Origin of the sequence: Agromyces badenianii, from assembly GCF_003070885.1 — a bacterium.
Classification (GTDB): domain Bacteria; phylum Actinomycetota; class Actinomycetes; order Actinomycetales; family Microbacteriaceae; genus Agromyces; species Agromyces badenianii.
The window spans coordinates 287452-306551 of sequence record NZ_CP028913.1 but is presented as its reverse complement, the minus strand read 5'-3'; the positions used below and the strand labels follow the sequence as shown (position 1 = coordinate 306551).

General features: G+C 69.8%; 19 protein-coding genes and 1 tRNA gene. 12 read left to right on the top strand and 8 right to left on the bottom strand.

What is annotated here, in order from left to right:
• Positions 1-2: 2 nt before the first annotated feature.
• From kdpB to rlmC, 5 genes are all read left to right on the top strand, one after another.
• The gene (gene kdpB / locus DCE93_RS01435; RefSeq protein WP_108594324.1) at positions 3-2183 is read left to right on the top strand and encodes a potassium-transporting ATPase subunit KdpB; all 2181 of its coding nucleotides are present in this window, start codon (positions 3-5) and stop codon (positions 2181-2183) included.
• A gap of 25 nt (positions 2184-2208) precedes the next feature.
• On the top strand, positions 2209-2814 hold the full coding sequence (gene kdpC, locus DCE93_RS01430) for a potassium-transporting ATPase subunit KdpC (protein ID WP_108594323.1): 606 nt from the start codon (positions 2209-2211) through the stop codon (positions 2812-2814).
• 14 nt (positions 2815-2828) lie between these two features.
• Positions 2829-5321: an ATP-binding protein gene (locus DCE93_RS01425; RefSeq protein WP_108594322.1), complete on the top strand. Its 2493-nt coding sequence runs from the start codon at positions 2829-2831 to the stop codon at positions 5319-5321.
• Positions 5318-6004 carry a response regulator gene (locus tag DCE93_RS01420; protein ID WP_108594321.1) on the top strand — a complete coding sequence of 229 codons (687 nt, stop codon included), beginning with the start codon at positions 5318-5320 and terminating at the stop codon, positions 6002-6004. Before DCE93_RS01425 ends, DCE93_RS01420 begins: the two co-directional genes overlap by 4 nt.
• 120 nt (positions 6005-6124) lie before the next feature.
• On the top strand, positions 6125-7282 hold the full coding sequence (gene rlmC / locus DCE93_RS01415) for a 23S rRNA (uracil(747)-C(5))-methyltransferase RlmC (protein ID WP_108594320.1): 1158 nt from the start codon (positions 6125-6127) through the stop codon (positions 7280-7282).
• Here rlmC and DCE93_RS01410 read toward each other — a convergent pair.
• Entirely contained in the window at positions 7260-8885 is a 1626-nt protein-coding gene (locus DCE93_RS01410) for a beta-N-acetylhexosaminidase (protein ID WP_108594319.1), read from the bottom strand. The two genes, rlmC and DCE93_RS01410, sit on opposite strands and share 23 nt — an antisense overlap.
• Positions 8882-9733 (bottom strand): pyrroline-5-carboxylate reductase, encoded by an 852-nt coding sequence (proC, locus tag DCE93_RS01405; protein WP_108594318.1) that lies wholly within the window; start codon positions 9731-9733, stop codon positions 8882-8884. Before proC ends, DCE93_RS01410 begins: the two co-directional genes overlap by 4 nt.
• Before the next feature lie 81 nt (positions 9734-9814).
• Between proC and DCE93_RS01400 the strand changes: the two genes are divergently transcribed.
• Positions 9815-10777 (top strand): cation diffusion facilitator family transporter, encoded by a 963-nt coding sequence (locus DCE93_RS01400; protein ID WP_108594317.1) that lies wholly within the window; start codon positions 9815-9817, stop codon positions 10775-10777.
• Positions 10774-11547, top strand: coding sequence for a glutamine amidotransferase-related protein (locus DCE93_RS01395; protein ID WP_108594316.1), 774 nt, complete (start codon positions 10774-10776; stop codon positions 11545-11547). The genes DCE93_RS01400 and DCE93_RS01395 overlap by 4 nt, the downstream gene beginning before the upstream one ends.
• 91 nt (positions 11548-11638) lie before the next feature.
• Here the strand turns inward: DCE93_RS01395 and tadA are convergent, their stop codons facing one another.
• Positions 11639-12106 carry a tRNA adenosine(34) deaminase TadA gene (gene tadA / locus DCE93_RS01390; protein WP_420836980.1) on the bottom strand — a complete coding sequence of 156 codons (468 nt, stop codon included), beginning with the start codon at positions 12104-12106 and terminating at the stop codon, positions 11639-11641.
• A 43-nt stretch (positions 12107-12149) separates the two neighbouring features.
• Between tadA and upp the strand changes: the two genes are divergently transcribed.
• The 3 genes from upp (at position 12150) to DCE93_RS01375 (ending at position 14908) form a co-directional block, all read left to right on the top strand.
• Complete coding sequence (gene upp / locus DCE93_RS01385) at positions 12150-12782, top strand: uracil phosphoribosyltransferase (protein ID WP_108594315.1); 633 nt, start codon at positions 12150-12152, stop codon at positions 12780-12782.
• A gap of 501 nt (positions 12783-13283) precedes the next feature.
• Entirely contained in the window at positions 13284-14075 is a 792-nt protein-coding gene (locus DCE93_RS01380; protein WP_108594314.1) for a winged helix-turn-helix domain-containing protein, read from the top strand.
• Positions 14076-14443: 368 nt separating this feature from the next.
• The gene (locus DCE93_RS01375; protein ID WP_108594313.1) at positions 14444-14908 is read left to right on the top strand and encodes a MarR family winged helix-turn-helix transcriptional regulator; all 465 of its coding nucleotides are present in this window, start codon (positions 14444-14446) and stop codon (positions 14906-14908) included.
• 287 nt (positions 14909-15195) lie between these two features.
• On the opposite strand, the gene DCE93_RS01370 is transcribed toward DCE93_RS01375, so the two are convergent.
• The 3 genes from DCE93_RS01370 to DCE93_RS01360 form a co-directional block, all read right to left on the bottom strand.
• Entirely contained in the window at positions 15196-15489 is a 294-nt protein-coding gene (locus tag DCE93_RS01370; protein ID WP_108594312.1) for a GNAT family N-acetyltransferase, read from the bottom strand.
• Positions 15470-16792: a hypothetical protein gene (locus DCE93_RS01365; protein WP_108594311.1), complete on the bottom strand. Its 1323-nt coding sequence runs from the start codon at positions 16790-16792 to the stop codon at positions 15470-15472. The genes DCE93_RS01370 and DCE93_RS01365 overlap by 20 nt, the downstream gene beginning before the upstream one ends.
• A gap of 397 nt (positions 16793-17189) precedes the next feature.
• A tRNA-Arg gene (locus tag DCE93_RS01360) sits at positions 17190-17262 on the bottom strand.
• A gap of 205 nt (positions 17263-17467) precedes the next feature.
• Between DCE93_RS01360 and DCE93_RS01355 the strand changes: the two genes are divergently transcribed.
• Positions 17468-17722 carry a hypothetical protein gene (locus tag DCE93_RS01355; protein ID WP_108594310.1) on the top strand — a complete coding sequence of 85 codons (255 nt, stop codon included), beginning with the start codon at positions 17468-17470 and terminating at the stop codon, positions 17720-17722.
• 61 nt (positions 17723-17783) lie between these two features.
• Positions 17784-18107, top strand: a complete 324-nt coding sequence (locus tag DCE93_RS01350) for a DUF7882 family protein (protein WP_108594309.1) — start codon at positions 17784-17786, stop codon at positions 18105-18107.
• Between the two features lie 51 nt (positions 18108-18158).
• Here DCE93_RS01350 and DCE93_RS01345 read toward each other — a convergent pair whose 3' ends face one another.
• Together DCE93_RS01345 and DCE93_RS14510 are read right to left on the bottom strand one after the other, a co-directional pair.
• On the bottom strand, positions 18159-18551 hold the full coding sequence (locus tag DCE93_RS01345; RefSeq protein ID WP_235825333.1) for a DUF7882 family protein: 393 nt from the start codon (positions 18549-18551) through the stop codon (positions 18159-18161).
• Between the two features lie 152 nt (positions 18552-18703).
• Positions 18704-18868 (bottom strand): hypothetical protein, encoded by a 165-nt coding sequence (locus DCE93_RS14510; RefSeq protein ID WP_165906132.1) that lies wholly within the window; start codon positions 18866-18868, stop codon positions 18704-18706.
• Positions 18869-19100 lie beyond the last annotated feature (232 nt).

The following is a 19100-nucleotide window of genomic DNA, read 5'->3' as shown; positions in this document are numbered from 1 at the left end:
TCATGTCCACCATCACCACCACCGAAGCGGCGCCCGAGCCGGTCGATGGGCCCGCGCCTCGGCCGATGGGTTCGCCGTCGAAACGCCCGACGAGCGCCTTCGGCCCGGCGCAGATCCTGCAAGCCCTGCCCGGCGCGTTCGCGAAGCTCGATCCGCGCCAGATGTGGCGCAATCCCGTCATGTTCATCGTCGAGGTGGGCGCCGCACTCACCACGGTGCTCGCACTCGCCGAGCCGTTCCTCGGCGGCGCGCAGTCGTCGGGCGGCACGGCGGTGCCGCTGAGCTTCACGTGGGGCATCGCGGTGTGGCTCTGGCTGACCGTGCTCTTCGCGAACCTCGCCGAGTCGGTCGCCGAGGGCCGCGGCAAGGCGCAGGCCGACACCCTGCGCCAGACCCGCACCTCGACGGCGGCGCAGCTGGTCGGCAACTACGACGAGGTGTCGGATGCCTCGGCGGAGGGCACCCCGCTGACCAAGGTCTCCTCGGCCGAACTGAGGCTCGGCGACGTGGTCGTCGTGACGGCCGGTCAGCTGATCCCGGGCGACGGCGACATCGTCTGGGGCATCGCCTCGGTCGACGAGTCGGCCATCACGGGCGAGTCCGCGCCCGTCGTGCGGGAGTCGGGCGGCGACCGCTCGGCGGTCACCGGCGGCACCCGCGTGCTCTCCGACCGCATCGTCGTGCGCATCACCTCGAAACCCGGCGAGACCTTCGTCGACCGCATGATCGCGCTCGTCGAGGGTGCGGCCCGCCAGAAGACGCCCAACGAGATCGCGCTGAACATCCTGCTCGCGAGCCTCTCGATCGTCTTCGTCGTGGTGGCGCTGACCCTGAACCCGATCGCCTCGTACGCTGCGGCGCCGGCGAGCATTCCGGTGCTCGTCGCCCTGCTCGTCTGCCTCATCCCGACGACGATCGGCGCGCTGCTCTCGGCGATCGGCATCGCCGGCATGGATCGACTCGTGCAGCGCAACGTGCTCGCGATGTCGGGCCGCGCGGTCGAGGCGGCGGGCGACGTCACGACGCTCCTCCTCGACAAGACGGGCACCATCACGTACGGCAACCGGCGGGCGAGCGAGTTCGTCGCGATGCCGGGTGTCGATGCGGCCGAGCTCGAGCGCGCCGCAGCGCTGTCGTCGCTCGCAGACCCGACGCCCGAGGGCTCGTCGATCGTCGAACTCGCGGCCGAGCACGGCATCCACTTCGACGCGGCACCGGCGGGAGAGATCGTGCCCTTCACCGCGCAGACCCGCATGTCGGGACTCGACCTGCCCGACGGCTCGAGCATTCGAAAAGGTGCAGGATCGGCGGTCATCGCCTGGGTCGAGGCATCCGGCGGCATCGCGTCGAGCACGCTCGACGAGCTCGAGCAGCGCGTCGAGGTGATCTCGAACAGCGGCGGCACTCCGCTCGTCGTCGCGGCGAAGGACGCGAACGGCGAGGCGCGCCTGCTCGGCGTCGTGCACCTGAAGGACATCGTCAAGGACGGCCTGACCGAGCGGTTCGCCGAGCTGCGGGCGATGGGCATCCGCACCGTCATGATCACGGGCGACAACCCGCTCACCGCGAAGGCCATCGCGGCCGAGGCCGGCGTCGACGACTACCTCGCCGAGGCCACCCCCGAAGACAAGATGGCCCTCATCAAGCGCGAGCAGGCGGGCGGCAACCTCGTCGCCATGACCGGCGACGGCACGAACGACGCCCCGGCGCTCGCGCAGGCCGACGTCGGGGTCGCGATGAACACCGGCACCTCGGCCGCGAAGGAGGCCGGCAACATGGTCGACCTCGACAGCGACCCGACGAAGCTCATCGAGATCGTGCGCATCGGCAAGCAGCTGCTCATCACGCGCGGCGCGCTCACGACGTTCTCGATCGCCAACGACATCGCGAAGTACTTCGCGATCATCCCGGCGATGTTCGCGGGGATCTTCCCGGGGCTCGCAGTGCTGAACATCATGCAGCTGCACTCGCCCGCCTCGGCGATCCTCTCGGCGATCGTCTTCAACGCGATCATCATCGTGATCCTGATCCCCCTCGCGCTGCGCGGGGTGAAGTACCGTCCGGGCGGCGCCTCCGCCATCCTCAGCCGCAACCTGCTCGTCTACGGCCTCGGCGGCATCATCGCCCCCTTCATCGGCATCAAGCTGATCGACCTCGTCGTCAGCCTCATCCCCGGGTTCTGAACCCGGGAACGAAAGGATTCACACCATGAGCTCCACTCGCACCACGGTGCGCACCTACTGGGTCGCACTCCGCGCGATGCTCATCTTCACCGCAGTGCTCGGCATCGCCTACACGCTCGTCGTCACCGGCATCGGCCAGCTCGTGCTGCCGGCGCAGGCCGACGGCTCGCGGGTGACGAGCGGCGGCGAGGTCGTCGGCTCGAGCCTCATCGGCCAGTCGTTCGCCGACGCCGACGGCACCCCGCTTCCCGAGTGGTTCCAGTCCCGCCCGTCGGCGGCAGGTGGCGGCTACGACGGCGGCGCCTCGAGCGGCAGCAATCAGGGCCCCGAGAACGCCGACCTCATCGCCGCGATCGAGGAGCGGAAGGCGCAGGTCGCCGAGTTCAACGGCGTCTCCGAAGCGGATGTCCCGGCCGACGCCGTCACCGCATCGGCGTCGGGCCTCGACCCGCACATCAGCCCGGAGTACGCGCTGCTTCAGGTGGCCCGCATCGCCGGCGAGCGCGGACTGCCCGAATCGGCGGTGCGCGAACTCGTGGAGTCTAGGATTCAGGCACGGGATCTCGGGTACCTGGGCGAACCGACCGTGAACGTGCTGCAGCTGAATCTCGCTCTCGCCGAGCTCGGCTGAGAAGGGCAGAGGGTATGAGACGGGGGCGGCTTCGCGTGCTGCTCGGCGCCGCCCCCGGCGTCGGCAAGACCTACACGATGCTCGAAGAGGGCAAGCGCCTCGCCGCGGAGGGCAACGACGTGGTCGCGGCGTTCGTGGAGACGCACGGGCGCCGGGCGACGGCATCGATGGTCGAGGGGCTCGAGCTCGTTCCGCGCCACAGCGTGACCCACCGGGGCATGGTGCTCACCGAGATGGACCTCGACCGGGTGCTCGCACGCAAGCCCGAGATCGCCCTCGTCGACGAGCTCGCGCACACGAACGCGCCGGGCTCGCGCCACGCCAAGCGCTGGCAAGACGTCGACGAGCTCCTTGACGCGGGCATCGACGTCATCTCCACCGTCAACACGCAGCACATCGAATCGCTCGGCCATGTCGTGCTGCAGATCACGGGTGTGCCGCAGCGCGAGACCATTCCCGACCAGGTGCTGCGCGGTGCCGACCAGATCGAGGTCGTCGACCTCGCCCCGCAGGCGCTGCGCGACCGGCTCTCGGGCGGGCTCGTCTACCCCGCCGAGCGCATCGATGCGGCGCTGTCCAACTACTTCCGCCTCGGCAACCTCACCGCGCTCCGCGAACTCGCTCTGCTCTGGCTCGCCGACGAGGTCGACTCCGCGCTGAAGGCGTACCGCGCCGAGCACGGCATCGACCGCAAGTGGGAGGCTCGTGAGCGCGTCGTCGTCGCCCTCACCGGCGGCCCCGAGGGCGAGACGCTGCTGCGCCGGGGCGCGCGAATCGCCTCTCGCTCGTCGGGCGGAGTGCTCATCGCCGTGCACGTCACGAACCCCGACGGCATGCGGGCGCGGCATCCGGGCGCCCTCGATGCCCAGCGCACGCTCGTCGAACAGCTCGGCGGCACCTTCCACCAGGTCGTCGGCGAAGACGTGCCGCGTGCCCTCGTCGAGTTCGCACGGTCGGCGGATGCCACGCAGCTGGTGATCGGCGTCAGCCGCCGCTCCCGACTCGCTGCAGCGTTCTCGGGTCCGGGCATCGGCGCCACCGTCATCCGGGAGTCCGGCGACATCGACGTGCACATCGTCAACCACGCCGCGGCCGGGTCGGCGTTCTCGCTGCCGAAGCTCGGCGGCGCGCTCAGCCGCACCCGGCTCGTCGTCGGGTTCATCGTCGCGCTCGTCGCGGGGCCGCTCCTCAGCTGGCTGCTCGTCACGTTCCACACCGAGACGTCGATCACGAGCGATGTGCTCGCCTACCAACTGCTCGTCATCATCGTCGCCCTCATCGGCGGCATCTGGCCGGGACTGTTCGCGGCGGTGCTCTCGGGAATCACCCTGAACGTGCTGTTCGTCGAGCCGACGTTCACGCTCACCATCAGCGACCCCCGCCAGTTCATGGCACTCGCGTTCTACGTCGCCAACGCGCTGCTCGTGAGCTACGTCGTCGACCAGGCCGCACGGCGCACGCGCCTCGCCCGCCGCGCCGCGGCCGAATCGCAACTGCTCGCGACCCTCGCCGGCAGCGTGCTGCGCGGCGAGGACGCCCTGCAGGCCATGGTCACCCGCACCCGCGAGGCGTTCGGACTCACCGGTGTTCGCCTGCTGGTCGACGGCGAGACCCGCGTCGCCGACGGCGAGCCCGCCCGCGACGACCGGGTGACGAACGTGCCGATCGGCTCCCGCGGCGTGCTCGAGCTGCACGGGCAGCACCTCGAGGCATCCGAACGCCGCCTGCTGCAGGTGATCGCCGCGCAGATCGATGCGGCCATCGAGCACGGCGCACTCGCCACTGCAGCCTCGGCGGCCGACGCCCTCGCCGAGACCGACCGGGTGCGGTCGGCCCTGCTCGCCGCGGTCGGGCACGACCTGCGCCGGCCGCTCACCTCGGCGTCGGCAGCGGTGAGCGCGCTGCGCTCGCGCGAGGTCGAGCTGCCCGCCGCCGAGCGCGACGAGCTGCTCGCCACCGCATCCGAGAGCCTCGACGCCCTCGCCGAGCTCGTCACCAACCTGCTCGACGTGAGCCGCGTGCAGGCCGGTGCACTCGCGGTCACGCTCGCGCCGACCGAGGTCGCCGACGTCGTCTTCCCGGCGCTCGACGAACTCGCGCTCGGGCCGGGAGAGGTCGAGCTCGACCTCGCCGATGAGCTCGCCCCGGTGCTCGCCGACGGCGTGCTGCTGCAGCGGGTGATCGTGAACCTGCTCGCGAACGCCGTGCGGCACAGCCCGGCCGGCGTGCGCGTGCGCGTCGCCGCGAGCTCGTTCCAGGGGCGCACCGAACTGCGGGTCGTCGATCGCGGCCCCGGCATCCCCGCCGAGCGCCGCGACGAGGTGTTCACGCCGTTCCAGCGCCTCGGCGACACCGACAACGACACGGGCCTCGGCCTCGGCCTCGCCCTGTCGAAGGGCTTCGTCGAGGGAATGGACGGCACACTGGAGGTCGAGGACACGCCCGGCGGCGGCCTCACCATGGTCGTCACGCTGCCGTCGGCCCCGATCACCGAGGAGGCGCGATGAGGATCCTCCTCGCCGACGACGACGACCAGCTGCAGCGGGCCCTGCGCATCACGCTCGCCGCGCGCGGCTACGACGTCATCGCCGCCCGCGACGGCGCCGAGGCGATCGACCTCGCCGCGAACGCCCACCCCGACCTGATCCTCCTCGACCTCGGCATGCCGAAGGTCGACGGGGTCGACGTGATCCGGGCGGTTCGCGCCTGGTCGAAGGTGCCGATCCTCGTGCTCTCGGGTCGCACCGATTCGGCCGAGAAGGTCGACGCCCTCGACGCCGGGGCCGACGACTACGTCACGAAGCCCTTCGCCATGGACGAGCTGCTGGCCCGCATCCGCGCCCGCGCGCGATCCACCACCGGCGAGGCGGATGCCGCGGCGTTCGCCATCGGCTCGCTCACCGTCGACCTCGCCGCGAAGACCATCAGGTCGACGGATGCCTCGGGCCACGCGACATCCGTGCGCCTGACGCCGACCGAGTGGCGCCTGCTCGAGCTGTTCCTGAAGAACCCGGGCAAGCTGCTCACCCGGCAGATGCTGCTGAGCGAGGTGTGGGGGCCGTTCCACGCGAACGACGCCGGGTACTTGCGCCTCTACGTCGCGCAGCTGCGCCGCAAGCTCGAGCCGACGCCGTCGGAGCCGCGCTTCTTCCTCACCGAGCCGGGCATGGGCTACCGCTTCGAGCCGTGACCGCTCGCGCCTGAAACAGGAGCCGTTCGCCGCGACGGGCACCAGCCGCCTGTTCTCGGCGCCGCCACGGCGTGTCGTCCTGTTCCCGGCGAAGCAGCAGGCGCGCCTACGCTGGAACCCGTGGATTGCTCCTACTTCGACGCCGGGCGCTGCACCTCGTGCTCGCTCATGGGGCAGCCCTACTCCGCGCAGCTCGCGGGCAAGCAGCGTCACGCCGAAGACCTCCTCACCGCGCACGACGGCCTCGACTGGCTGCCGCCGGTCGCGAGCCCCGAGGCCGGCTACCGCAATAAGGCGAAGATGGTGATCGGCGGCACGACGGCGGCCCCGACGATCGGCATCCTCGACGCCGACGGCCACGGCATCGATCTCGAGGCGTGCGGCATCTGCTCCCCGGGCCATCGCGCCGCGTTCCCCGTGATCTCCGCGTTCATCACCCGCGCAGGCCTCACCCCCTACGACGTGCCGAGCCGCACCGGCGAGCTGAAGCACCTGATCCTCACCGAGTCGCCCGACGGCGAGCTCATGATCCGCTTCGTCGTGCGCTCGACCGAACCGGTCGGCCGCATCCGCAAGCACCTGCCGTGGCTCCTCGCCGAGCTGCCTCACGCCCGGGTGGTCACCGCGAACGTGCTGCCCGAGCACAAGGCCGTGCTCGAGGGCGAGCACGAGATCGTCTTCACCGAGGCATCCACGCTGCCGATGCGGCTGAACGGCGTGACGATGCACCTGCGCCCGCAGAGCTTCTTCCAGACGAACACCGAGATCGCCGCCGCCCTCTACGTCGAGGCGCGCGACTGGGTGCGCGGGCTCGCGGCCGACTCCGCCTGGGATCTGTACTCGGGCGTCGGCGGCTTCGCCCTGCACATCGCCGATGCCGCAGCATCGGTCACGGGCATCGAGACGAGCGTCGAGGCCGTCGCGAGCGCCGAGCTCAGCCGCACGGATGCCGCGCTCTCACGCGTGCGGTTCGAGGCCGGCGACGCCACGGCCTTCGCGCTCGGCGAAGCGGCGGCCCCCGATCTCGTGATCGTGAACCCGCCGCGCCGGGGCATCGGCCGTGAGCTCAGCGGATGGCTCGAGGCATCCGCGGTTCGTCATGTGCTGTACTCGAGCTGCAACGCGGCCTCGCTCGCGCGCGACCTCGAGGCGATGCCGTCGCTGCGGCCGGTGCGGGGGCGGGTGTTCGACATGTTCCCGCAGACGACGCACTTCGAGGTCATGGTGCTGCTCGAGCGCGCCGTGCCGGTCGGCGCTATTCGAGCAGGTCGGCGGTGAGCGCCGCGAGTTCGGCCTGACGATCGGCCTTGTCGCGCGGCACACCGGGCACACCGGGGCGCTGCTGCCACGGGTTCGGCCCGCTGAGCGGGCGGTACGCCACTCCGATGGCGTCGTAGATCGCGAGTTGGCCATCGAGACGCGACGAGAAGTCGGGCCAGTCTTTGCCCGGGGCGCTCCAGGCGACCTCGGCGAAGGCCGCGAGCCGCGGGAAGACCATGTAGTCGACCCGTGAGGCCGTGTCCATGTGCTCGCTCCAGGCGTTGGCCTGCACCCCGAGCAGGTGGCGACGCAGTGCCTCCGCGGCGTCGGCGGGCAGCGGCTCGTAGTCGTAGACGTCGCGGATGGTCTGCACGGTGCCCACCGGGATCGGCTCTGCGGCGGCATCCGATTGCGGGTAGTCGAGGTAGGCGAAGTCGTCGGGGCAGAGTACGACGTCGTGCCCGCGGGCCGCGGCCACCTGGGCGCCGCGGATGCCTCGCCATGAGGCGATCGTCGCGCCCGGATCGAGCGGGCCTTCGAGCACTTCGTCCCAGCCGTAGAGACGTCGCCCCGCCGCGGTCAGGTGCGCATCGAGCTGGCGCACGAACCACGCCTGCAGCTCGTTCGGCGTCTCGAGGCCGCGTTCGGCCATGAGCTGCTGCGAACGCGGGTCGGCCGCCCACTGGGTCTTGCGCGCCTCGTCGCCGCCGACGCCGATGTAGCGCGACGGGAAGACCTCCATGACCTCGTCGAGCACGTTGCGGAAGAACTCGACCGTCGACTCCTCGGTGTTCAGCACGTCGTCGTTGATGCCGTAGCGCGTCCACACGTCGCGGGGCCCGCCGGTCACGCCGAGCTCGGGGTACGCGGCGAGCGCGGCGCGCACATGCCCGGGCGTCTCGATCTCGGGCACGACCTCGATGTGCCGTTCGGCGGCGTACGCGACGATCTCGCGCAACTCGTCGTGGGTGTAGAAGCCGCCCGCCGGTCGCCCGTCGAGCGTTGACTTCGGCCCGTGACCGAGCTGCGATTCGGGCCGCCACGCGCCGACCTCGGTGAGACGCGGGTAGCGATGGATCTGCATGCGCCAGCCCTGGTCGTCGGTCAGGTGCAATTGCAGCACGTTGACTCGGTGCAGCGCGAGCAGGTCGATGAGGCGCAGCACCTCGTGCTTCGGCCGGAAGCTGCGCGCGACATCGAGCAGGAAGCCGCGCCACGCGAAGCGCGGGGCGTCGACGGTGACGGATGCCTCGGCGCGCCACCGCCGCCCCGGCAGCGCCGCCCGCCGGAACGCGTCGGGCCCGAGCTGCTGGCGGAACGCCATCGCACCGTAGAAGAGGCCCGCCGCCGAGCCGCCCGCGATGCGCACGCCGCCCGGCGCCACCTCGAGGCGGAACCCCTCAGCCGGCGAATCGGGATCGATCTCGAGCGCGATGCCCGCGCGGGTGGGCACTCCCCCGCCGACGGGGAGTGCGAAGCCGGTCGCCGCGGCCAGATCGGCCTGTAGGCGACGTGCGACGGATGCCGCGGCATCCGATGCGGTGATCTCGGTGTCGGCATCGAGCACGAATTCGCCCGCCCGCGCCTCGAACGAGGCGGGCTTCGGAATCAGCCCGCTCACGCGCCCGCCGCCAGCTCGCGAGCGCGCGCGAGCGCGGCATCGGTCGCCCGGTCGAAGGTCTGCTTGAGCGCGGCCTCTTCGAGCACGGCGACGGCCCGTTCGGTGGTGCCCTTCGGGCTCGTCACCCGGCGGCGCAGCTCGGCAGGACCGGCGTCGGATGCCGCGAGCAACTCGCTCGCGCCGCGGAAGGTGCCCTCGACCATCACGGCCGCCTGCTCGGGCGTGAAGCCCTTGTCGATCGCCGTCGCCGTGAGCTGCTCGATCAGGTAGAAGAGGTAGGCCGGACCGGAGCCCGAGATCGTGGAGAGCGCGTCGATCTGCTCTTCGGGCACGACGAGCACCTCGCCCACGGTCTCGAAGAGCGCCACGGCGAGCGCGAGGTCGGCGTCGGTCGAGCGCGTGCCCGCCGCCACGCCCGTGACGGCGCGGCCGACGACCGCGGGCGTGTTCGGCATCGAGCGGATCACGGCGACCGACTCGGGCAGCAGCGACTCGAACGTCGACACGGTGACCCCGGCGGCGACGCTCACGACGATCGCCCCGGGCTCGAGCGCGTCGGCGATCTCCTCGAGGAGCGCCGGCACCATCGCGGGCTTCACGGCGACCACGACGAGCTTCGCGCCGGCGACGGCCGTGCGGTTCGCCGCGGCATCCGTCTCGGTGGCGGAGGAGACGACGCCGGGCAGGCTCGCGAGCTCGGCGGCCTTCTCTGCGCTGCGGTTCGTCGCGCGAATGCCGCCGTCGATCTCGATGCCGGGCGCCAACAGCCCGGTGAGGATGGCGCGGGCCATCGACCCCGCCCCCAGGAACGCGATCGCGGGCAGTCTGACGGGGGCCTCGGCACTCATAGCGACCATCCTAAGTTCGGGCCCCGACACTGTGCCTGCGAGCTGATGCCTCGCCCCGGCACCCCCGTTTAGGATTGCTCCATGAGCGCATCGGGCGGTACGAAAGCCATCATCGCGGCATTCCTTGCGAACACGGGCATCGCGATCACGAAGTTCATCGCGTGGTTCTTCTCCGGTTCCGCGTCGATGCTCGCCGAGGCCGTGCACTCGGTCGCCGATGCCGGCAACCAGTTGCTCCTCATCCTCGGCGGCCGCAAGGCCAGGAAGGCCGCCGACAAGGAGCATCCGTTCGGCTACGGCCGCGAACGCTACGTCTACGCGTTCGTCGTCGCGATCATCCTGTTCTCGGTCGGTGGCATCTTCTCCATCTACGAGGGAGTCGACAAGCTGCAGCACCCGCACGAGCTCGAGAACGCGTGGCTGCCGATCCTCGTGCTCTCGATCGCCATCGTGCTCGAGTCGTTCTCCCTGCGCACCGCGGTGAAGGAGTCCAACCACGTGCGCGGGCGCCAGAGCTGGGTCCAGTTCGTGCGCCGGGCGAAGGCGCCCGAGCTGCCCGTGGTGCTGCTCGAAGACGTCGCGGCCCTGCTCGGCCTCGTGTTCGCGTTCCTCGGCGTGGGCCTCACGATCCTCACCGGCAACCCGGTCTTCGACGCGATCGGCACCCTCATGATCGGTACCCTCCTCGTGATCGTGGCGATCGTGCTCGGCATCGAGACGAAGTCGCTCCTCGTCGGCGAGGGCGCCAACGACGACGACGTCGCGCGCATCGCGCAGGCGATCCTCGACGGCCCCGAGGCCGAGCGCATCATCCACATGAAGACCCTCTACCTCGGCCCCGACGAACTGCTCGTCGCCGCGAAGCTGGGCTTCACCGCCGACCAGCGCCTGCTCGAGGTGTCGACGGCCACGAACGTGATCGAACAGCGCATCCGCGAGGCCGTGCCCGCCGCACGGGTCGTCTACATCGAGCCCGACGTGTACGTCGAGCCGAACCAGCCCGCACCGCCCACCGACGCGATCGTCATCAAGGGCCTCGAGTGACGGCACCTCGCCGCACCGCCCTCGTGCTGCGGCACGACTCGGCCATCGGCCTCGGCAATCTCGGCCCGACGCTCCACGCGCACGGCTACGAGATCGTCACGGTCGACGCCCCGTCGACGGATGTCGCGGCGCTCGATGCCCTCGAACCCGACCTCGTGGTGGTGCTCGGCGGAGACGAGGGTGCGTACGAGATCGACCGCTACCCGTATCTCGCCGACGAGATCGGGCTGCTGCGCACGCGTATCGAAGCGGAGGCGCCGATCTTCGGCGTGTGCCTCGGAGCGCAGCTGCTCGCGAGCGCACTCGGGGCCGAGGTCTTCAAGGGGCCGAAGAAAGAGGTCGGCTGGCTGACGGTCGAGCCGACCGAGGCGGGCGCGAACTCGCCCGTGCGGCACTTCGCCGGGGTGCCCACCGTGCAGTGGCATGGCGACACCTTCGAGCTGCCCGAGGGCGTCGACCGCCTGGCCGCCTCCGGCCAGTACGAGAACCAGGCGTTCGCGAAGGGCGACTGGTTGCTCGCGGTGCAGTTCCACCCCGAGGTCACCGACGAGATCCACGAGGACTGGCTGCGCGAGTGGGGCGACGAACTGCCCGAGTACGGCCTCAGCCGCGAGCAGTTGCGCGCGCAGCGGGCGTCGTTCGGGCCGGCCGCAGAGGCGGCATCCGCTCGCCTGCTCGGCGAGTACCTCGACGGGCTCGCGGTGCGCACGGCGGCCCAGTCCGCGGCGGTCGGGGAGCCGGCGGCGGTCGAGGAGTCGGCGGTCGGGTAGCGACGGCGTCTCGACAGCATCCCGACGGCGTCTCGTTGCTCGAGTCGGGGTCTCGCGACCCTCTCGCCATGCTCCTCCACCGGTGAGGTGATCAGGGGCGACGCAGGGGGTCGTCGAAGAAGTCGAGGAGCAGCTCGGCCGCGGCATCCGCCTCGACGCCCGCGAACACCTCGACCCGGTGGTTGAGCCGCCGGTCGCGGAGCACGTCGTAGAGGGATCCGGCAGCGCCGGCCTTCTCATCCCATGCGCCGAAGACCACGGTCGGGATGCGGGCCGCGAGGATCGCCCCGGCACACATGACGCAGGGCTCGAGAGTGACGACGAGCGTGCACTCGGTCAGGCGCCAGTCGCCCGTCACCTCGGCGGCCGAGCGGAGCGCGAGCAATTCGGCGTGCGCGGTGGGGTCGCCGAGGAGCTCGCGCTCGTTGCGGCGCGCGGCGATGACCGCGCCCGCGGCGTCGACCACGATCGCGCCCACGGGCACGTCGCGCGTGGCGGGCGCCTGCGCGGCTTCGGCGAGCGCGAGGCGCATCCAGTCGCGGTGCAGCGGCAGCTCCACAGTCACTCCCTCCGCGCCGACCCGGCGAACTAGACTCGAGCCTATGCGAGTCCACGTTGCCGATCACCCGCTCATCACTCACAAGCTGACGGTGCTCCGCGACCAGACGACCCCGTCGCCGGTCTTCCGCTCGCTCGTCGAAGAGCTCATGACGCTGCTCGCCTACGAGGGCACTCGCGGTGTGCGCGTCGAGCCCGTCGACATCATCACCCCGGTGGCTGCGGCGACCGGTGTGCGCATCGCCGAGCCGAAGCCTCTCATCGTGCCGATCCTGCGCGCGGGCCTCGGCATGCTCGAGGGCATGGTGAAGCTGCTGCCGACCGCAGAGGTCGGCTTCCTCGGCATGGCTCGCAACGAAGAGACGCTCGAGCCGACCACCTACGCCGAGCGCCTGCCCGACGACCTCAGCGACCGCCAGTGCTTCGTGCTCGACCCCATGCTCGCCACGGGCGGCTCGCTCATCGCCGCGATCGAGTTCCTGCTGAAGCGCGGCGCGACGGATGTCACGGCGATCTGCATCCTCGCCGCCCCCGAGGGTCTCGCGGCGGTCGAGCGGGCTCTGGAGGGCCGGGAGGTCACCGTGGTGCTCGGGGCCGTCGACGAGCGACTCAACGAACTGGGCTACATCGTGCCCGGCCTCGGCGACGCGGGCGACCGGCTGTACGGCACGGTATAAGGGCCACTCGCAGCATCCCGCAGTGAAGGATCTTCGAGCCACGACACGCCGTGGCGAGGTTCCCACGCGGAAGATTTCTTTTCCGGCTGATCTGCCGCAGATCCTTTCAGTCACTGCGGCCCACTGACTGATCCTGCCGGATGCCGCAGCGCTGCGCGCACCGCGTGCGACGTCACACCCCGTCACCCAATGGTCATGAATTGACACACGCTCGACATTCGGTTTGACTGACGGTCATGACTGACACCGCACGCAACCTGACCGCCCACGGCGCTCTCAGGACGACCGACATGATGATGTCGGCGCGTGCACCCATGTGTTGTCGAATGTGCCGCTGACCCGCGAACCGACCGCCGAGTTCTGCAGCCGATCCGCATCCAGATCGGCGCCGACTCCTCTGAACCCTCCGACTTTCGGAGGGCTCGCCCGGCCGAATCGGCCATTCGATCCGACCCCGCCTCCGGGGTCCGTCGCTGCACCCTTCACACAAGGACTCCCGTCATGTCTCTCGCACTCGCAACCACCCCCGTCCGCACCGTCCAGGCTCGCACCGCCCCCTCGCTGACGGCGGCTCCCTCGACCACTCCGCTCCGCTCGCTCGCCGCGACCGCCTCTCGCGTCGCCGCCGAGACGACCGACGCCTCGGCCGAGGCCGCGGGCCGCTCGCCCCGGGTTCGCGCGGTGCCCGAAGGCACCGAGGCCCGCGGCTTCGTGCTCTACGTCGGAATCGACGAAGCCAAGGCCATCGCCGACGGCACGACGCTCCACCGCATCGTCGAGGCGCTTCGAGCCCTCACCGCCGAGGTCTCCCCCTCGGCCGAGACCTACGCCGCCGTGGCACTCGCACCCGAGGGCGCCGGCGGCCGCGACGTCGACGTCGTGCGACTCGCCCTGCAAGATCCTTCCGCGCTCGCCAAGCAGCGCGAGGGGCAGCGCACCCGTGACGACTCCGACCGCCACCCCAACGGCGTCATCATCGACATCTCCCGCAAGCGCGTGCTGCTCGACGGCGAGGCGGCCGGCCTGACCTACAAGGAGTTCGAGCTGCTGCAGTACCTCGTGCTCCGCGAGGGTCGCACGATCGACCGCCACGAGCTCATCGACAACCTCTGGGACGCCGACGACGAGGCGCCGAGCGAGCGCACGATCGACGTGCACGTGCGTCGCCTGCGCTCGAAGCTCGCGCACTACCAGGACATCGTGCGCACCGTGCGCGGCGTCGGCTACCGCTTCGACCGTCACGCCGACGTCTCGATCCGCCAGGCCTCGACGCCCTCGCCCGACCTGTACTGAGCAGGGGTTCCCACCGGCGAAAGCTTCGCTCGCCGACTGGTCTGCACCGGGGTCCGGACGGTCGATGCGGAGATGGATGACTCCTGTGCAGCTCGAACGATGGTGCATGGGTTGCCGGCACATGAACACAGGTGTTCGAAAAGAAATCGCCTCGAAAATAACAGAACGATAACTAGCGCCTGTTACCGATCCGTTATATATTCGGTACTGCGTCGGATGTTTGCTGTGGCAGACGGCGCGGAATGTGATTGCAGGACACTCTTGGTGCAAGGGAGAGGGCCGGTCGTCAGCCTCTACGACCGGCCCTCAACCGATTCCTGCCGCAGTTCCCTATTGTGGGTTGCATCCACACGTCGAAGGGAACGGTCATGGCAGATCGTGCGATCACCGTCGCCGCATGGGAGTCGCTGTTCCGTGCGCAAGTCACGATCATGCGAGCACTGGCCGCCGAGTTCCCGAGCGACGTCATCTCGCTGAACGAGTACGACGTGCTGTTCACCATCACACGGGCGCCCGACCGCCGACTGCGGCTCAAGGAGCTGAATCGGAACGTGCTCCTGACGCAGCCCAGCGTGAGCCGTCTCGTCGACCGGCTCGCCGCGCGCGAGCTGGTTTCGAAGCTCCCCGACCCGAACGACGGGCGCGGCACGATCGTGGCCATCACCGAGTCGGGATTCACGCTCTTCCGCCGCGTCGCGATCATCCATATGGACGCGATCAACCGGCAGATCGGCGACACGCTCAGCGAGTCCGAGCTGCGCACCCTCGCCGCACTCTGCGATCGGCTACGCAGGGACATCGACGGGGCGCAGCCCGCCGAAGCCGCGAGCTGACGGATCCACGGCACCTGGAGGACGGCGGGGCGGGAACCCTACCTCCCGCCCCACCGCGGTCTCCAGGGGAGACCCCTCCCGCCGAGCGACCCGAACACAGCCCGGCGAGCTTCACCCGGGCGATCGTGCGAGCGCTCGATCACGCGACTCGCCGGTGCAGCGCGAGCAGGTCGGTACGGGTCCGACTCGGGTCTGCTCGCATCGTAGTCGCCGGTTCGGCGCGCGGATACTTCCCCGATTGGGGGGTGAGGGCCTGCCAGGACCGGGCCGAGCCGCGGAACGCGGCGTCAGGGCCAGTCGATCGACGCTTCGTACTCCTCGTGCCGCCGGAGGTAGGCGGCGATGAACGGGCACTCCGGCACGATGCGCTGCCCACGCGTCACGGCGTCGTCGAGCACGAACTTCGCGAGCCTGCTGCCGAGGCCGCGTCCCTCGAACTCGGGCAGCACCACCGTGTGCGTGAAGACGATCGTGCCGTCATGAAGGCGGTACTGCGCGAACCCGGCGCGTTCGCCGGCGAATGAGAGTTCATAGCGGTGCCGGTCATCGTTGCGGACGATGTCAACGATATCGGTGGCCATGGCGTGACTCTACTCGACCGGTAGGGCCGACTCGCCGTGATCGGCGCTCACCGCGACGAGGGTGCGCAGGCCCGGGCTGCGGCCGGAGCGAGCGGAATCGCACGGTTCGCGGCGGCACGTCGTGGCACATGGGCTGTCCGTCGCGCCGGCTCGAAGTCAACACCGCCGCTGAGCCGCGCCCCGAGGCGCTCGTGACCCGAACACTCGGACCGAACCGAGCGATTGCAGCGGCGTCGGTGCGGTCGCGGTGCACCGTCAAGATCGGGCGCGAAGAACGGCGAGGGATGCATCGGGATGCCGCCGGGGCATCCGCCGTGCTGTCGCTGTGCTCGTGCACCGTGGCCACGACGAGGGCGATGAGCCACGCGAACATGAGCGCGAAGGCGACGATCTCGAACACCGTGAGGCTGAAGATGCTGAGCCGATCGTAGGCCACCATCGCGACGACCTCGAGTGCGAGGGAGCCGTACGAGAAGAACACGAATGACCGAGGCATGCGCGAGGCGAAGAACTGCACGCCGAGGCACAGCAGCGCGAAGAAGGCGGCCGCCCCGATGGCGAACATGTTGTGCAGGTCGGTGGCGCTGTCGATCGGCACCACGCCGACGCCCATGAGGCTCACCCCGACGAGGGCGATGAGCGTCTGCATCACGGAACGTGCGCCGCGGCGCAGGCCGAACGGGCCCTGGGCGAGCGCTCGAGTGAGCGAGGCCGACAACCCGGCCATGCCGAGCCCTGACACGATGACCGCGCCATTGAAGCAGGCCGCGGCGAGGTCGTTCGAGGTGCCGAGCGTGCTGAAGTTGTGCGTCCACCACTCGCCGGTCGGGGTGATGCTCATGCTCGCAAGGCTTCCAGCGGCGAGCAGCATCGCGACGAGGTTGAAGTTGCGGTACACCTCGTGCTCGATCGCGTGCCGATGCAGGCGGAAGGTTCCGATTCCGAAGGCGGCGCCGAGCACGACGCCCGCCAAGCGGTGGCCGCCGGGCAACCCGTCGAAGGCCGCGGCCGTGAAGTGCACCGCGAGCAGCGCGATCGCGGCCCAGGTGAGCCCGTTGACGATGGCCCGAGGCTCCGTGCGAAGCGTCGGCAGACCGAGGCGTACCATTCCGGCGAGCCCGGCCCGCGATGCCGACGCCAGGAAGAGCGAGGCCCCGACGGCCACACCTCCCGCGAGCGCGAGCGCCATCCACAGCAGGTCGATCACCTGGTCGGCGTTCGTCGGCGAGAACCGCGGGTCGAGCGCGCGATACAGCACGATCGACACGGCGCACGCGATGAGCAGGATGTAAATTCGCCGCATTAGGGATGCCGGGCCTCTCGCACGCAGGACTTCGCGCCGAACGTGTCCTTCACGGTCGGCGAAGTCGGGACTGCTCGTGCGCTGCCGCAGAAAGACCGCCCGGTAGAACGTAGCCGGGTCAGACCCGGCGCGCGCACCTTTCATATCCGAACTCTCGATCACGGGACTCAGATGTGTCTCGAGCCTAACCGGGGAATAGCCTCCGCGTCACCTTTCCGGCGCGGCGCACACGCCGATACTCAGGTGATTCTCAGCAGACGGCGGGGTCTTGCGAAGCGCGCCCATAGCTTCGAAGCGTATCGGACGATGCCGCAAGGGCGGACTGGCCGCAACGAAAACGGCCCGCTTTCGCGAGCCGCCACGCCTCTGAAGAACAGAGATACTGTCTCAACCAGTGTGCGCCCGGAGGGATTCGAACCCCCAACCTTCTGATCCGTAGTCAGATGCTCTATCCGTTGAGCTACGGGCGCATGGGATGTCACCCTCGCGATCTTCGCGATCAGGCAACCACGCAACTCTAACGCACGCGCTCTGATCGCGCCAATCGAGACGGGCTCCTCCTGCGCGAGCGACTGGCCCGGTTCGGTCAACCCCTTGGCGGCGGCGACCGGGCTGTGCCTACCGTGTACTGAGCGGATGCCCCCGAATCATCCGCACGCCCGAAAGGAGCAAGTCATGGGCGACCCGCGAGGGCAGACTCCCCACGCCCTCACCGACCCCGAGAACGACCTTCGACCCGACGCCGACACCGGCGCTCCGCCGAACGACGACGCGGCACGTCGACGCATGCGCGACCTGCCGCCCTCGACCATCGACGGCCCATCGCTCAGCGACCCCGATGCGCAGCAGCTCGACGCCGACCCCCTCGACGCGCGAAAGCCCGGCATCCAACGGAACGATCCGCTGGACCCCGACGGGCACGTGATCTGAGGGGCAGACTCTCTGGCTCGCATGGTGCCGAAGCGAGCACCGTGCGGACTAGAGTTCCGGCATGGGCAAGTTCATCTACAACTCTTCGCCGCGTGAGATCGACATCGACGATCGCACCCTGGCCCATCTTCGTGTGGCGATCCTCAACAAGCTCCGTCGCTCCGAGAGCTTCGCCATGACATGGGAACACGGAGTCGAGAACGGCAGCGGTCGCACGACGATCTGGCTGCACGAATCGATTCCGCTGCAGTTCGTCTTCAGCGGCAACCGGCCGCCGGTGTTGAACCGTCTCTGGATCGAGCAGATGCTGCTGTCGGCCAACAGCACGGCCGGACTGCATTTCGTGCCCGAGCCGGCCGAGAGCGCACAGCTCGAAGACGAGTAGACCGAGGCATCCGCCATCGGCTGAGCGACACGAATCGCGAGGCCCGAGGGCTCAGGCGGGCTGCGATTCAGTCGGGGAATCGACCTCTTGCACGTCGACGCCGACCTGCACGGGCTGGCCGGCGATCGTCGGGATCGGGTCGGTGTCGAGGTGCTCGGGCACCAGCCGGATGCCGCCGGTGCTGTTCGCCGACCGCATCAGATCTTCGATCCACTGGCGGCTGAGTTCTGGCGCCTCGGGCTCGTCGAAGACGAAACGGAGCGGGATGGAAGCGTGCAGCCACAGCGTGCTGCGGCCACGCGGCTGATCTTCGGCGTGCTGCCAGGAGAGCGTGAAGGACTCACCACGGCGGAGCTTGGTCGTGATGGCGATCTTCAGGTGCGCGAGAGCGCGGTCCTCGATGCCGATCGGGGTGCCGGAGTCTCCGTAATACAGGGTTCCCACAGGATAAGCTTACGGGTTCGCCGCGAGCGCCGTTGACATCACCGGACGAATGGCGCGAACAGCGCCGCGATGTCGCCGTCTCGGTGGCCCGGATCGCCGCTCACAAGGAACGGGCGGCCCGAAGGCCGCCCGTTCCTCAAGAGTTTCGCGGATCAGACCGTCCGCTTGCCGCCGATGTAGCGCACGAGGAACACGATGACCGCGATGACCGCCAGTGCGATGCCGACCCAGATCAGGAAGTTCAGCGCGGGGACGACGCCGCCCGTGATCAGCAGCACGACAGCAGCGATGGCGATAATGGCGACGAGGATGTTCATGATCTCTCCTTCAATTCTTCCGCACCCGTGATCGACGGGGCGGAGGGTGGTTCAGGCCCAGCGGGCAGAACCTCGAGACGGGGGTACGCCTCGTGTCTTCGACGTTATTGGGGCGAGCGACCGCGCGGCTAGGGGTTGACCCCCGTTCTCGGCCCGTGCTAGTCGCGACGACGCCGGTTGCGGCCGGGATGCATGCGCGCAGGCGTGTCAATCCCCTGCCGTGCAATAACAC

Excerpts from the sequence above, each read along its gene's own strand:
- kdpB (WP_108594324.1), top strand. The coding sequence starts at position 3 with ATGTCCACCATCACCACCACCGAAGCGGCGCCCGAGCCGGTCGATGGG.
- kdpC (WP_108594323.1), top strand. The coding sequence starts at position 2,209 with ATGAGCTCCACTCGCACCACGGTGCGCACCTACTGGGTCGCACTCCGC.
- DCE93_RS01425 (WP_108594322.1), top strand. The coding sequence starts at position 2,829 with ATGAGACGGGGGCGGCTTCGCGTGCTGCTCGGCGCCGCCCCCGGCGTC.
- DCE93_RS01420 (WP_108594321.1), top strand. The coding sequence starts at position 5,318 with ATGAGGATCCTCCTCGCCGACGACGACGACCAGCTGCAGCGGGCCCTG.
- proC (WP_108594318.1), bottom strand. The coding sequence starts at position 9,733 with ATGAGTGCCGAGGCCCCCGTCAGACTGCCCGCGATCGCGTTCCTGGGG.
- DCE93_RS01400 (WP_108594317.1), top strand. The coding sequence starts at position 9,815 with ATGAGCGCATCGGGCGGTACGAAAGCCATCATCGCGGCATTCCTTGCG.
- upp (WP_108594315.1), top strand. The coding sequence starts at position 12,150 with ATGCGAGTCCACGTTGCCGATCACCCGCTCATCACTCACAAGCTGACG.
- DCE93_RS01380 (WP_108594314.1), top strand. The coding sequence starts at position 13,284 with ATGTCTCTCGCACTCGCAACCACCCCCGTCCGCACCGTCCAGGCTCGC.
- DCE93_RS01375 (WP_108594313.1), top strand. The coding sequence starts at position 14,444 with ATGGCAGATCGTGCGATCACCGTCGCCGCATGGGAGTCGCTGTTCCGT.
- DCE93_RS01370 (WP_108594312.1), bottom strand. The coding sequence starts at position 15,489 with ATGGCCACCGATATCGTTGACATCGTCCGCAACGATGACCGGCACCGC.
- DCE93_RS01365 (WP_108594311.1), bottom strand. The coding sequence starts at position 16,792 with ATGCGGCGAATTTACATCCTGCTCATCGCGTGCGCCGTGTCGATCGTG.
- DCE93_RS01355 (WP_108594310.1), top strand. The coding sequence starts at position 17,468 with ATGGGCGACCCGCGAGGGCAGACTCCCCACGCCCTCACCGACCCCGAG.
- DCE93_RS01350 (WP_108594309.1), top strand. The coding sequence starts at position 17,784 with ATGGGCAAGTTCATCTACAACTCTTCGCCGCGTGAGATCGACATCGAC.
- DCE93_RS14510 (WP_165906132.1), bottom strand. The coding sequence starts at position 18,868 with ATGAACATCCTCGTCGCCATTATCGCCATCGCTGCTGTCGTGCTGCTG.